Annotated in this window: 12 protein-coding genes; 6 read left to right on the top strand and 6 right to left on the bottom strand. The window is 64.3% G+C overall.

From position 1 onward, the window contains the following. Positions 1-226 precede the first annotated feature (226 nt). Entirely contained in the window at positions 227-2,050 is a 1,824-nt protein-coding gene (gene typA / locus WP12_RS15780; protein ID WP_046194646.1) for a translational GTPase TypA, read from the bottom strand. Between the two features lie 392 nt (positions 2,051-2,442). Here typA and WP12_RS15775 point away from each other — a divergent pair, with 392 nt between their 5' ends. Both WP12_RS15775 and WP12_RS15770 read left to right on the top strand, forming a co-directional pair. Further along, positions 2,443-3,633, top strand: a complete 1,191-nt coding sequence (locus tag WP12_RS15775) for a toxic anion resistance protein (RefSeq protein ID WP_046194645.1) — start codon at positions 2,443-2,445, stop codon at positions 3,631-3,633. Then, positions 3,633-4,349, top strand: a complete 717-nt coding sequence (locus tag WP12_RS15770) for a hypothetical protein (protein ID WP_046194637.1) — start codon at positions 3,633-3,635, stop codon at positions 4,347-4,349. Before WP12_RS15775 ends, WP12_RS15770 begins: the two co-directional genes overlap by 1 nt. Positions 4,350-4,434: 85 nt before the next feature. On the opposite strand, the gene WP12_RS15765 is transcribed toward WP12_RS15770, so the two are convergent. Further along, positions 4,435-5,274, bottom strand: coding sequence for an ABC transporter substrate-binding protein (locus WP12_RS15765; RefSeq protein ID WP_046194636.1), 840 nt, complete (start codon positions 5,272-5,274; stop codon positions 4,435-4,437). Positions 5,275-5,318: 44 nt separating this feature from the next. On the opposite strand from WP12_RS15765, the gene WP12_RS15760 reads away from it, so the two are divergent. Beyond that, on the top strand, positions 5,319-6,320 hold the full coding sequence (locus WP12_RS15760; protein ID WP_046194635.1) for a FecCD family ABC transporter permease: 1,002 nt from the start codon (positions 5,319-5,321) through the stop codon (positions 6,318-6,320). Then, complete coding sequence (locus WP12_RS15755; RefSeq protein ID WP_046194634.1) at positions 6,314-7,114, top strand: ABC transporter ATP-binding protein; 801 nt, start codon at positions 6,314-6,316, stop codon at positions 7,112-7,114. The genes WP12_RS15760 and WP12_RS15755 overlap by 7 nt, the downstream gene beginning before the upstream one ends. Here WP12_RS15755 and WP12_RS15750 read toward each other — a convergent pair. Further along, a complete protein-coding gene (locus tag WP12_RS15750) occupies positions 7,054-8,007 on the bottom strand; it encodes a glycosyltransferase family 2 protein (protein ID WP_046194644.1) in 954 nt (317 codons plus the stop codon). The two genes, WP12_RS15755 and WP12_RS15750, sit on opposite strands and share 61 nt — an antisense overlap. Before the next feature lie 32 nt (positions 8,008-8,039). Beyond that, on the bottom strand, positions 8,040-9,536 hold the full coding sequence (locus tag WP12_RS15745; protein WP_235399164.1) for a hypothetical protein: 1,497 nt from the start codon (positions 9,534-9,536) through the stop codon (positions 8,040-8,042). 80 nt (positions 9,537-9,616) lie between these two features. Here WP12_RS15745 and WP12_RS15740 point away from each other — a divergent pair, with 80 nt between their 5' ends. Both WP12_RS15740 and mazG read left to right on the top strand, forming a co-directional pair. Next, the gene (locus WP12_RS15740; protein WP_046194633.1) at positions 9,617-10,507 is read left to right on the top strand and encodes a LysR family transcriptional regulator; all 891 of its coding nucleotides are present in this window, start codon (positions 9,617-9,619) and stop codon (positions 10,505-10,507) included. A 5-nt stretch (positions 10,508-10,512) separates the two neighbouring features. Next, positions 10,513-11,247, top strand: coding sequence for a nucleoside triphosphate pyrophosphohydrolase (gene mazG, locus WP12_RS15735; protein ID WP_046194632.1), 735 nt, complete (start codon positions 10,513-10,515; stop codon positions 11,245-11,247). Positions 11,248-11,280: 33 nt separating this feature from the next. On the opposite strand, the gene hflX is transcribed toward mazG, so the two are convergent. Both hflX and hfq read right to left on the bottom strand, forming a co-directional pair. Further along, the gene (gene hflX, locus WP12_RS15730; RefSeq protein WP_046194631.1) at positions 11,281-12,597 is read right to left on the bottom strand and encodes a GTPase HflX; all 1,317 of its coding nucleotides are present in this window, start codon (positions 12,595-12,597) and stop codon (positions 11,281-11,283) included. Further along, positions 12,594-13,154, bottom strand: a complete 561-nt coding sequence (gene hfq, locus WP12_RS15725; RefSeq protein WP_268794737.1) for an RNA chaperone Hfq — start codon at positions 13,152-13,154, stop codon at positions 12,594-12,596. Before hfq ends, hflX begins: the two co-directional genes overlap by 4 nt. Between the last annotated feature and the right edge of the window lie 8 nt (positions 13,155-13,162).

Genomic DNA, 13,162 nt, shown 5'->3' with positions numbered 1-13,162 from the left:
GTCCCCACCACAATCGCAGCCCGAGCCCCGCGGGCAGACCTATGCGCCGCCGCCTCAGCAGCAGGGCTATGGCTATGCGCCACCCCCGCAGCAATACGGCCACGATCCCCGCTACAAATATAAGCGGAAGAAGTCGTTCCTGGAGGAACTGTTCGACTGACGGCGGCTCTGGCCGGGCCGATAAGAGAAGGGCGCCGGATCACTCCGGCGCCCCTTTTCTTTCTGCTTACGCCGCCTGCTTGGCGCGGCTGGCGCGCTTGCGCTCGTTCGGATCGAGGTGGCGCTTGCGCAACCGGATCGATTTCGGCGTCACTTCGACGAGTTCGTCGTCGTCGATATAAGCGATCGCCTGTTCCAGCGTCGCCCGCTTCGGCGGGGTCAGGCGGATCGCATCGTCCTTGCCGCCCGAAGCGCGGAAGTTGGTCAGCTGTTTCGCCTTCATCGGATTGACTTCGAGATCGTCGGTCTTGGCATTCTCGCCGATGATCATGCCTTCATAGAGCGCCTCGCCATGAGCGACGAACAGGATACCGCGCTCTTCGAGCGGTCCGAGCGCATAGCTGTTGGCTTCGCCTGCGCCGTTCGAGATCAGCACGCCATTCTTGCGGCCTTCGATATTACCCTTGTGGGGGCCATATCTCTCGAACAGCCGGTTCATGATGCCGGTGCCGCGGGTGTCCGACAGGAACTCGCCATGATAGCCGATCAGGCCGCGTGACGGCGCCGAGAAAGTGATGCGGGTCTTGCCACCGCCCGAAGGACGCATGTCGACCAGCTCGGCCTTGCGGATCGCCATCTTCTCGACGACCGTACCCGAATATTCCTCGTCGACGTCGATCACGACGGTCTCATAAGGCTCGGTCTTGCCACCATTCTCGTCCTCGCGGAACAGGACGCGCGGGCGCGAGATGCCGAGTTCGAAACCTTCGCGGCGCATCGTCTCGATCAGCACGCCGAGCTGAAGCTCGCCACGGCCGGCGACTTCGTAGCTGTCCTTGTCGGCGCTCTCGGTCACCTTGATCGCGACATTCGATTCCGCTTCGCGGAAGAGACGGTCGCGGATCATGCGGCTCGTCACCTTGGTGCCCTCGCGGCCCGCCATCGGGCTGTCGTTAACCGCAAAGCGCATCGACAGCGTCGGCGGATCGATCGGCTGGGCATGCAGCGGCTCAGTCACGGTCGGGTCGGCGATCGTGTTGGCGACCGTCGCCACCGCCAGACCGGCGATGGAGATGATGTCGCCGGCATTGGCTTCTTCGACGGGAACCCGCTCCAGGCCGCGGAACGCCATGATCTTCGACGCGCGCCCGGTCTCGACGACTTTGCCCTCAGGATCGAGCGCATGGATCGGCATGTTGGTCTTCACCGAACCCGAGAAGACCAGACCGGTGAGGATGCGGCCGAGGAAGTTGTCGCGATCGAGCAGCGTCACCAGGAACTTGAACGGACCGTCCGGATCGGCCTTTGGCGCCGGGACATGGTCGACGATCTTCTGGAACATCGGTGCGAGCGTACCCGAACGCGCCGAAGGATCCTCGCTGGCATAGCCGTTACGGCCGCTGGCGAACAAAACCGGGAAATCGAGCTGCTCGTCGGTCGCCTCGAGCGACACGAAAAGATCGAAGACCTCGTCGAGCACTTCCTGCGTGCGCTCGTCAGGCCGGTCGATCTTGTTGACCACGACGATCGGACGCAAGCCCAGCGCCAGCGCCTTGCCGGTGACGAACTTGGTCTGCGGCATCGCGCCTTCCGAGCTGTCGACCAGCAGGATAACGCCGTCGACCATCGACAGGATGCGCTCGACCTCTCCGCCGAAATCGGCGTGTCCCGGCGTATCCACGATGTTGATCCGCGTGCCTTCCCACTCGACCGAGGTGCACTTGGCCAGGATGGTGATGCCGCGCTCCTTTTCGAGGTCGTTCGAATCCATCGCGCGCTCTTCGACGCGCTGATTGTCGCGGAAGGTGCCCGATTGGCGGAAGAGCTGGTCGACGAGCGTGGTCTTGCCGTGATCGACGTGCGCAATGATGGCCACGTTGCGGAGGCTCATGGTCTTGATAATCCTGATTGTGAGGAACGTGGCGCGCGCATAGCGGAATTGGCGCAATGCAACAAGGGCATGAACCGGAACATTCTGGCCAGCGCGAGCCGCAAAGCCCGGTATTGCGGCGCGGCCCAACGGCATCGGAGCAAAAAAAGGGGCCGGTTCGTGAGAACCAGCCCTTAAGTCATTAGGAGAGGATGCCTGAAAGGCCCGTCCCTATTGCGGCGCAGCGAACGATTCGACAAATGCTGATGAAGCAACGGCGGTTGCATTTATTGCAATCATTGCGTTTTGCGAATGCGCCAGCCAGCTAAATGTTGGAGCGCGCCGTATCGCTTGAATAATGCACCTCATGCGGCCATCTTCGGTGCCAGCAAAGCATAAGGGAGATGCCGGCCATGGCCAGCACGACGACGACCACCGAAGAACCTGGCCTGGTGCTGGAGGCGCCCGCGCCGGTGAAGGTGCTCGCCCCCGAAAAAGCTGCGGGCCTCGTCCCTCTCAAGGAGGAACAACGCAGCCAGCTTGACGACAAGGTCGACGGTTTCATCGCGGAATTGGTCGCACAGGACGTCAACAGCCCCGAATTCGGCAAACGCGTTGATTCGATCAGCAATATGGGCCGGCGCGAGATTGCCGAGGCCGCCGGCCAGTCGAACCGCTTTCTTGACCGGCCGGTACGGGCAATCGATGCCGACACCGGCGTGGGTGCCGACCTCGCCCATCTCCGGCGAACGATCGAGGATCTCGATCCCGGCAGCAAGGGCGACCTGTTCACCCGCAAGAAGCTGTTCGGCATCATCCCGTTCGGCAGCCGGATGCGCGACTATTTCGACAGCTACAAGTCGGCGCAGAGCCATATCTCGTCGATCCTGAGCAGTCTCGCCTCGGGCAAGGACGAGCTCATCAAGGACAATGCGGCGATCGACGTCGAGCGGCAGAATCTGTGGGCGGCGATGGGCCGGCTCGAGCAGATGATCCACCTGTCGAAGACACTCGACGAGCGGCTTGAGGCCAAAGCGCTCGAACTCGACAGCAGCGATCCCGAAAAGGCCGGCAAGATCCGGGAGACCGCACTCTTCTATGTCCGGCAGCGCACGCAGGACCTGCTCACGCAGATGGCGGTCACGGTGCAGGGCTATCTCGCGCTCGATCTGGTCAAGAAGAACAATGTCGAACTGGTAAAGGGCGTCGACCGCGCTTCGACCACGACCGTTGCGGCGCTGCGCACTGCCGTTACGGTCGCGCAGGCGCTCACCAACCAGAAGCTCGTCCTCGAACAGATCACCGCGCTCAACACGACGACCGCGAACATGATCGATTCGACCGGCGAGATGCTCAAGACGCAGACCGGCGAAATCCACAAGCAAGCTGCCTCCTCGACCATCCCGGTCGAGACGCTCCAGCGCGCCTTCCAGAATATCTACGACACGATGGACGCGATCGACCGCTTCAAGATCGAGGCACTGTCGTCGATGAAGCAGACCGTCGGCACTCTCACCACCGAGGTCGAGAAGTCGAAAGGCTATATCGCTCGGGCCGAGGGCGCGGCTCAGAGCCAGACCGAACCGTTCAAGGCGCTCGACTGATGGTCGACAGCCGCGCAACAATGGACCGAGCTGAGGAAATCCTCGATCGCGTCCGCGCGCGCACCAGCCCGCGCCAGATAAAGGCGCATCGCCGGCGCGTCGTGGGATTCTTCCGCCGGCTGAAATACGCGTTTTTTGCCGTGCTGGGGGTGATGCTGGCGGGTGGCCTGATCGGCACGTTCATCACCCCGCTCGGCATTGGCGGTTTCTTCCTGATGCTGGTGGCGATGGCGATCGTCTTCTTCGGCATTCTCGGCTGGCCTCAGGCACCCGAGCCGACGCCCGAACAGATCGCCAAGAGCGATCTGCCGCTGCTTCCGTCGCAGACCGAACGCTGGCTGGAAGGGCAGCGCCCCGCCCTGCCCGCGCCCGCCCAGCGGCTGGCCGACGAGATCGGCATCAAGCTGGAGGCCATCGGTCCGCAATTCGCCCAACTCAATCCGCGCGAGCCCGCCGCCCATGAGTTCCGCAAGCTGATGGCCGAAGAACTCCCCGAGCTTGTCGAGAATTACAAGCGCGTGCCCGAGGCGATGCGCCGCGATGCGCGGAATGGCGGGGCATCCCCCGACAAGCAGCTTGTCGAGGGGCTGCGCGTCGTCGATGAGGAACTGCTCCGTATGAGCGAACAGATTGCCTCAGGCGATCTCAACAAGCTCGCGACGCAGGGCCGCTATCTCGAACTGAAATATCGCGGCGAAGACGGCGAGACTCGCTAAATATTCGTCGCCCAGGCGAAAGCTGGAATCTCCCTTATCTTTGTCGTGAGAAGACAATGAGATTCCAGCTTCCGCGGAATGACGGTCAACGCTCGCCGTCGACTTTCCTGATGCCCGCCGCCATCGCCTCGATCGCATCGGGGTAGGACGGTCCGCCGCAGGTCGTCAGCGCCTCGGGAATATTGATCCGCCGCGATGCTGGCACGGTGCCCGCCAACAGAGGATGTTCAAGCATCTCGGTGCCCTTGTCGCGGATCTTGCCGCCATGATCGGTGATCAGGAAATCGGGCCGCGCGACCGCCATTGCCTCGATCGAAAGATAGGACAGCATCGGGCGGTTCAGCTTCGTCGCGAGGTTGATCAGCCCCCCCCGCCGCATCATCTCGTCGATCAGAGTGCCTTGACCGGTCAGATAGCCCCGCCGCTGATAATAGGCCGCTACCCGGCCCCGGCCCGGCGGCGTTCCCACCGCCGCTATCCGTCGCCGCATTGCGGCGATAAGCGCCTCGCCCCGTTGGGGGTGGCCAACAAGCGCCGCGACTTGCCGCGTCGTGCGCTCGATACTCTCGAAGCGATCGTCCCAGGGCAGGTCGACGACTTTCACCTTGCGGCTTCGAAGCACGGCTAACGCCGCAGGCGTACCAAAACCCGAGGTCAGGACAAGATCGGGCCTGAGCGTCAGCATTTCCTCCGCGCTGCCGCGAATACCGGGAAAGGCGCGCGCCTTGGCCACTCCCCACGACATCGCCGGATCGTGCGAGAAGCGATTGAGCGCAGCGATTTGCGACGGATCGGCCAGCGCCAGCAGATATTGATCGGCGCACAGGCTGAGCGAAACGATCCGTCTGGGGGGATCGGCAGCCGCGGGCGCGGCGGCGAGCAGCGCGAGGGTCAGGCCCAGCCAGCGATAATTTCGGAAGCGCATCGCTTCTCAATCGAAGATCGCCCGGCTAGGGTCAAGCGAGTGCAATGACATCCCCCCGCATCCCACGCATCCCGCTGATCGCGGGCCTCGCCCTGGCCGCGCTGCTGCTCGCCGCCGCATCGCTGCTAACCGGACCCACACAGTTCGGATCGCGTGAAATCGCCGATATATTGGCGGGCAGCGGCGATCCGGTGCTGCGCGCGGTCCTGCTCGAACTGCGCCTGCCGCGTGCGCTGCTCGGCCTCCTGGTCGGTGGCATGCTCGGGCTCGGCGGCGCGGTGCTCCAGGGCTATCTGCGCAATCCACTGGCCGAGCCATCGGTGCTCGGCATCTCGAACGCCGCCGCGCTTGGCGCGGTGATCGCGCTCTATTTCGGTCTGGCACAAGCCTGGCCGCTCGGCCTGCCATTGCTCGCGGTCGCAGGGGCGCTGTTCGGCCTCGCTCCGCTGATGCTGCTCGCCGGGCGCGCCGAGAGCCCCCTGTCGCTGATCCTCGCCGGGATCGCGGTCGGCACGCTTGCCGGCGCGGGAATCAGCCTCGCGCTCAATCTCGCGCCCAATCCCTTTGCCGCGATGGAAATCATGAGCTGGCTGATGGGATCGCTGGAAGACCGCAGCTTCACCCATGTCTGGCTGGCGCTGCCGTGTATCCTGCTTGGCGGCGGGTTGCTGCTGTGGAACGGGCGCGCGCTCGATGCTCTGACATTGGGCGAGGACGCGGCGCAGACGCTGGGCGTCGACCTACGCGCGCTGCGCTGGCGGATATTGGCCGGAACCGCGATCGGCGTCGGCGGCGCGGTCGCGATCTCTGGCGCGATCGGCTTTGTCGGGCTCATAGTTCCGCATTTGCTGCGCCCGCTGACCGATCGATCGCCATCGGCGCTCTTGCTGCCCTCGGCGCTCGGCGGCGCGGCGCTGCTCAGCGCAGCCGACATCGCGGTACGGCTGATCCCTACCGACAGCGAGCTGCGTCTTGGCGTCCTCACCGCGCTGCTAGGCGTGCCCATATTTCTCCACCATCTGATGCGCGAGCGGCGGCTATGGTGAGCCTATCGATCGATGGCCTTAGCGCGGCGCTGGGTGGCCGCATGGTACTGCATGGGATCGATGCGCGGATCGAGCCCGGCAAGCTCATCGGCGTCATCGGCCCCAACGGTGCGGGCAAATCGACCCTGGCGCGCGCGATCACCGGTCTGATCAGGCCGACAGCGGGTGAAGTGCTGCTCGACCGAACCTCTGTGTCGAGCCTGACCCGTACGGCGCTCGCGCGCCGTATCGCGTACCTGCCGCAAGGCCAGACGGTCCACTGGCCGCTCACGGCAGAGCGGTTGGTGGCGTTGGGGCGGCTGCCACATCTCGCGCCATTTTCCGCGCTGAGTGCGGACGATCTCGCGGCGATTGATCGCTCCATGAAGAGGTGCGAAGTCAACGACTTACGAGGTCGTATCACCACCGAGCTTTCAGGTGGCGAACGCGCCCGTGTTCTCATCGCCCGAGCTCTCGCCGTTCAGGCGCCCGCGCTGATCGTCGACGAGCCGCTCGCCGCGCTCGATCCCGGCCATCAATTACAGATTATGGATTTGCTCAGGGAGGAGGCCCGCGCCGGCGCGCTGGTCATTGCGGTGCTCCACGATCTCGCCATGGCGACGCGCTTCTGCGACCGTCTTTTGCTTATCCATGAAGGGCGTGTCGTCGCCGATGGCGCGCCATCGGAGGTTCTCACCGCCGAGAACCTCCATCACTGCTACGATATCCGGGCCTGGACCGGCTCGATCGAGGATCAGCCCGTCGTGCTGCCGCTCGCGCGGTCCTCACCGCCGGGGGCAGCGAAGCCCAGATAGGCGAGCCGGCGCACCTCGCGCCGCCCGCGCACTACGGTCGCAAGGATCAGCCCGCAAAACCAGTTGAGGAAGCCGAGGATCATAAGCCCGGTCGCGAGCAAAGCGGTGGGCAGGCGCGGCACCAGGCCGGTTTCGATATAGGTAACGCCCAGCGGGATCGCGAGAACGATCGCGGCCAGACCCAGCAGTCCCCCGGTCACGCCGAAGAAAAACACCGGCTTCTCGATCCGGAATAGCGTCATGATCGTCCACAAAATCCGCCATCCGTCGCGATAGGTCGACAGTTTGGAGACCGATCCTTCGGGTCGCGCGCCATATTGAGTGACGACCTCGCCGACCGGCATCTGCAGTTCGAGTGCATGGATGCTGATCTCGGTCTCGATCTCGAACCCTGCCGACAGCACCGGGAAACTTTTTACAAAGCGTCTGGAGAATACCCGGTAACCCGATAATATATCAGAGAAAGTTCGGCCAAAAAGTTGTGCCAATATGCCGGTCAGCATCTTGTTGCCCAGCCGGTGGCCGCGACGATAGGCTTCCTCGACCTCGGACTTGCGCGCACCCACCACCATGTCGAGCCGTTCGTCCAGCATCATCTGGATCAACGCGGGGGCGGCGGCGGAGTCATAGGTCGCGTCGCCGTCGGCCATCACATAGATGTCGGCCTCGACATCGGAGAACATCCGCCGGACGACATTGCCTTTGCCCTGCATCCGCTCGGTCCGGACGATCGCGCCGGCGGCGCGCGCGACCTCGACCGTCCGGTCCGCGCTGTTGTTGTCGAAGACATAGATCCGCGCCTGTGGCAGCGCCGCGCGAAAGCCCGCGATCGTCGCGCCGATCGCCGCCTCTTCGTTATAGCAGGGCAGGATGACGGCGATATCGGCTTGCATGGTGGCGGTGATAGCTTCGCTCCTCTCGCTTGTCATCCGGCGGCAGGCCCGGCGCGGCCACGGCGATACCAGACAAGCCCTGCGATCGTCGCCAGCAGGAGCAATAGCCACATCACCCGCGCCTGATAGCGCGGCTGAGGGTCCGATACGCCGCCGCCGAGTAATGCATTTCCCGCAAGGGCGACCGACAGAAGCACCAGCCAAAGGAAGATGTCGCCCGCCCCTTCCCGTCCCATTCGCGCGTCGGCGATAACCCACGCCAGCAACAGGACCAGCGACAGGCCGACGATCGTATAATGGACCGCCGCGATCGCATCTTGCGGCCACAGGTCGCGCCCGCCCGGGCTGGCGAGCAATGCCGACCGCTCGACGGGCGGCAGCGACGACCAGCAATCGGGCTTCCCCCTGCATTTATAATCGAGCAGATCGATGTCGAAGCGCAGCATCTGCCGCCAGCCATTCCGGAGGAGCCGCCCGCCCTGCTCGACCGGATAAGCCATGAGCACCGCCAGCGCGAAGCGGCTGTCCTCGGTCGACAAGGCCCGCCGCGTCGCGGTGTCGGCGATCATGTAGGCACCCTTGCCCGGCTCCAGCGACCAGAGGAACTCTCCGACGATGACCTCCTCACGGTCGCGATAGGCGCAGGCGGCGAACCCCGCAGCAGGACAATGACGGCGGACATAGTCCAGCCCGGTTCCATCGGCGAGGAAACGCGCGGTGAGCAACGGCACCAGCAGCGGCGCTCGCCCGAAGGTGCGCTCGACAACGGTTGCGGTGAACATCACTGACAGGACGCCGACCAGCGCGATCACGGAGCTACCGCCGATCAGCGGTGCGAACTGGCTGCGCCGCCAGCCCCGGAACAATGCCCAGGCGAACAGCGTGACCGCCAATGCCGAGATGATCAATATGTGGGTGATATGCGCGAGCGCCGAGACCAGCATCAGGGCATAGAGCGACCAGCGCTCGCCGCGACCGAGCCGTTTGCGCTCGATCGCGAGCAACAGGAAGGCGAGGATACCGAAGGCTGCGAGCAAATCGGGCATAAGTAGCGAGACGAAGAAAGGCAGTGAGGTCAGCAAGGCCAGCGCTGCCACGCTGGCCGCGACGATCAGCGGCTGCGCCAGATCGAAGAGCCGCAGTGTCACGCGGATCAGTGCATAGGCAACCGCCGCCTGCGCCAGCACGAAGAGCCAGAAGCGGGTGAATACATAGCTCAGCCAGAGCAGCGCCCCGAAATAGGGGGAACGTCCCGCCATCACGCTTTCGGTTCCGAGATCGTTGACGTTCGGACTCACATGACTGGCCTGGTTGCCGATCTTGCCGCCCGGATCGAGCGAGTGACGGTAGCGATCCGTCCATTCGGTGCTGATCCGATGGCCCGAGAAGATATAGGCGGCGCTATCGGCGGCGCGGGTATAGGTGGTAGTATCGGGAAAGTAGAAGGGCTGGCCGTTCACAAAGGCGGGCCAGGCCAGTGCGAGCACACAGGCGAGATGGAACAGCAATCGCTGGAACACGGCCCCCATAGCCACTCAACTCCACCCGTGCCCGTTACATCCGGGATTAGCAGTGGCATTGCAACCAGCGATCGGGTTAGCAAGCCGTGATGCACGAGGATTATGCGCTGTTCGTGGCGATCGTCGAAGCCGGCAGCCTCTCGGCGGCGGGCCGCCGGTTGCGCATTTCGCCGGCGATGGTGTCGAAACGGCTGGCACGGCTCGAAGCGCGGCTGGGCTCGACGCTGGTTCACCGCACCACGCGGCGGCTGGTGCTCAGCGACGTCGGCCAGGGTTTCTACGAGGATGTACGCCATATCCTGGAGACCACGCGCGCGGCCGAGGCGCGTGTGGCGGGCCGAATCGGTCAACCCGGCGGCGCGTTGCGCATATCGGCGCCTACCTCCTTCGGACGACTTCACATCGCCCCCTATCTCAAGGGCTTTCTCGACCGTTTTCCCCGTATAGACATCTCCCTCGATCTCGACGATGGCTTCGTCGATCTGCTCGACGAGCGGATCGACGTGGCCATCCGGATCGCCACCGAACCGACCGGGTCGCTCAGCGCGCACCGTCTGGCCGAGAATCACCGCATCCTCTGCGCAGCACCGGCCTATCTCGCCGGACATGGCGTCCCGACCACGATCGCCGATCTCGCCGATCATCGCCTGCTCGCGGCGGTCCATCAGCTACCGTGGCGGCTGGAAGGGCCCGACGGCCCCGTCAGCATCGAAGGCGAAAGTGCGGTGCGCACCAATTCGAGCGAGGTCGCCCGCGAACTGACCATCGCCGGTCTCGGCATCGCGCTGCGGTCGACCTGGGACATCGGGATGGCGCTGCGCGACGGCTCACTGGTCCGGATATTGCCCGATATTTGCGGCGCAACTGACGTCGCGATCTATGCGGTGCAGCCGCGCGGCGCCGAAAGCTCACCTAATGCGCGAGCCTTCGTCGATCATTTTCGCGCACTCTTCTCCCCTGTCGCGCCCTGGGATAGGTGACAGCAATGATCGAAGAACTCCGTGACATCATGGCCCGCTTGCGCGATCCCGAAACCGGGTGCTCATGGGATATCGAGCAGAATTTCCGCACGATCGCGCCCTATACGATCGAAGAAGCCTATGAAGTGGCCGACGCGATCGAGCGCGACGACATGGCGGCGCTGCGTGACGAACTGGGCGACCTTCAGCTTCAGGTCGTCTTCCACGCCCGCATCGCCGAGGAGAAAGGCGCGTTCGACCTGAAGGACGTGCTCGACGGCATCAGCGCGAAGATGATCCGACGCCATCCGCATGTCTTCGGTGACGGCGCGAGCCCTGGCTGGGAAGAGATCAAGGCCGCCGAGCGCGCGGGAAATCTGGACGATGGCAGCGCGCTGGCCGGCGTTGCATCGGCCCTGCCCGCCCTGCTTCGCGCCGAGAAGCTCCAGAAGCGGGCGGCAAGGACCGGCTTCGACTGGCCAGATCCGGCCGGCGCGCTCGCCAAGATCGAGGAGGAGATCGCCGAGGTCTCCGAAGCGAGTTCGGCAGAACATCAGGCCGAGGAGATGGGCGACCTTCTCTTCGCGGTGGTCAACTGGGCGCGCAAGCTCGGCATCGACCCCGAAGCGGCGCTACGCTCGGCCAATGCCAAGTTCGAGAAGCGCTTCCGGGCTATCGAGAACATGGCGGGCGACGCCTTCCAGGGCCTTTCGCTCGATGAGAAGGAAGCGCTTTGGGTGAAGGCGAAGCTCATCCCCTGATCGTCATTCCGGGGAAGGCCGGGATGCCAAAGCCTATCTGGCTTCGAACCGGGCCAGATCCTTGTCGGACAACCGCACTTCGACGACCATGCGCTCTCCCTCGACCTCCTGGCCGATCACCTCGCCATTGGCGTGGAGCCATGCCATCGCCGCGCCGTCGCTGGTCGACACCGCCAATGTCCGCACCCGATTACCGGTCGAGAGCCTTTCGGACACCACCCGGCGCAGCGTGTCGACGCCATCGCCGGTCAGTGCGGACAGGGTGACGACATCTTCGCGCCGTCCCGCCTCGGCATCGGTGGCGTCGCGCGTCTCCGGGTCGAGCATGTCGATCTTGTTCCAGACCTCGATGATCGGCGCGCCCTCCCCGGCTTCGCCTTCCGGCGCGCGCGGGCCGACACCGATTTCGCCGAGCACGCCAAGCACATCGGCGGCCTGCGCGTCGCTGTCGGGGTGAGCGATGTCGCGGACATGGAGGATGATGTCGGCGCCGGTCACTTCCTCCAGCGTCGCACGGAAGGCCGCGACCAGCTGGGTGGGCAGGTCCGAGACGAAGCCCACCGTGTCGGACAGGATCGCCTTGTCGATGCCGGGCAAGCCGATCTGCCGCATCGTCGGATCGAGCGTCGCGAACAGCAGATCTTCGGCCATTACCTTGGCGCCGGTCATCCGGTTGAACAGGGTCGACTTGCCGGCATTGGTGTAGCCGACCAGCGCGATCACGGGCCATGGCGCGCGTTGCCGCCGGGCACGGTGGAGGCCACGGGTGCGGCGGACCTGTTCGAGTTCGCGGCGCAGCTTGGCCATACGATCGCGGATCAGGCGGCGATCGGCCTCGATCTGGGTCTCGCCCGGGCCACCGAGAAAGCCGAAGCCGCCACGCTGCCGTTCGAGGTGGGTCCAGCTGCGCACGAGCCGCCCGGCCTGATAGTCGAGATGGGCGAGTTCGACCTGAAGTCGGCCCTCGGCGGTCGCTGCGCGCTCGCCGAAGATTTCGAGGATCAGGCCGGTGCGATCGATGACCTTGGCCTCGGTCGCCTTTTCCAGATTTCGCTGCTGGATCGGGGTCAGCGCCGCATCGACGATGATCAATTCCGCCTCGCCCATTCGTGCCGCCGTGGCAATCTGGTCGACCTGACCGGAGCCGAACAGCGTAGCAGGCTTGGGATCACGCAGTTTGAAGGCGAGTTTCTCGACGACATCGACGCCGATTGCGGCGGCGAGGCCCGCCGCTTCGTCGAGCCTCGCCTCCGCACTGCGCTGACTGTCGCCGGCGCGCTCGGGCAAAGCCACGAGCGCCCGTGCGCCGCGACTCAGTCCGTCGTCTTCGTCTCGGTTAAAAACGCTCAATCGTCTTCGTCTTCATCGTCATTATCGATCTCGGCCAGATTGATTGGGTGCGCAGGCTGCACCGTGGAGATTGCATGCTTGTAGACGAGCTGGCTCAGGCCATCCCGTCGCAGCAGCATGCAGAACAGGTCATAGGCCGCAATCTCGCCCTGGAGCATCACGCCGTTGACGAGAAACATTGTCACCGGCTCGCGCGCCTTGCGGACCGCCGACAGGAAAACTTCCTGCAGCAGGTGCGACTTCTTCTCCTCGAAACCCTTGTCGATCTCGGTCATGTCGATCGGATGCGCGGGCATCACCGTCGAGATCGCGTGCTTGTAGATCAGCTGCGACTGGCCATCGCGGCGGAGCAGCACCGAGAAATTGTCGAACCAGGTGATGATGCCCTGGAGCTTGACGCCCTTGACGAGAAACATCGTGACGGGGGTTTTCGTCTTCCGAACCGAGTTCAGGAAGATGTCCTGGAGGTTATTGACCTTATCGGCCATATTACCGTTCTCCGGTCTTGGCGGGTCATGGCCCGCTGATTGCGCCGTGCTTAGCGTCGTGCAGTCCACGCCTTATG

Source organism: Sphingomonas sp. SRS2, assembly GCF_000971055.1.
Classification (GTDB): Bacteria; Pseudomonadota; Alphaproteobacteria; order Sphingomonadales; family Sphingomonadaceae; genus Rhizorhabdus.
Note: the sequence above shows the minus strand (reverse complement) of the source record. Positions and strands in the feature narration are given on the sequence as shown.

Bases quoted from the DNA above. Each gene is read 5' to 3' on its own strand.
- typA (WP_046194646.1), bottom strand. From the start codon at position 2,050: ATGAGCCTCCGCAACGTGGCCATCATTGCGCACGTCGATCACGGCAAG.
- WP12_RS15775 (WP_046194645.1), top strand. From the start codon at position 2,443: ATGGCCAGCACGACGACGACCACCGAAGAACCTGGCCTGGTGCTGGAG.
- WP12_RS15770 (WP_046194637.1), top strand. From the start codon at position 3,633: ATGGTCGACAGCCGCGCAACAATGGACCGAGCTGAGGAAATCCTCGAT.
- WP12_RS15765 (WP_046194636.1), bottom strand. From the start codon at position 5,274: ATGCGCTTCCGAAATTATCGCTGGCTGGGCCTGACCCTCGCGCTGCTC.
- WP12_RS15760 (WP_046194635.1), top strand. From the start codon at position 5,319: ATGACATCCCCCCGCATCCCACGCATCCCGCTGATCGCGGGCCTCGCC.
- WP12_RS15755 (WP_046194634.1), top strand. From the start codon at position 6,314: ATGGTGAGCCTATCGATCGATGGCCTTAGCGCGGCGCTGGGTGGCCGC.
- WP12_RS15750 (WP_046194644.1), bottom strand. From the start codon at position 8,007: ATGCAAGCCGATATCGCCGTCATCCTGCCCTGCTATAACGAAGAGGCG.
- WP12_RS15745 (WP_235399164.1), bottom strand. From the start codon at position 9,536: ATGGGGGCCGTGTTCCAGCGATTGCTGTTCCATCTCGCCTGTGTGCTC.
- WP12_RS15740 (WP_046194633.1), top strand. From the start codon at position 9,617: ATGCACGAGGATTATGCGCTGTTCGTGGCGATCGTCGAAGCCGGCAGC.
- mazG (WP_046194632.1), top strand. From the start codon at position 10,513: ATGATCGAAGAACTCCGTGACATCATGGCCCGCTTGCGCGATCCCGAA.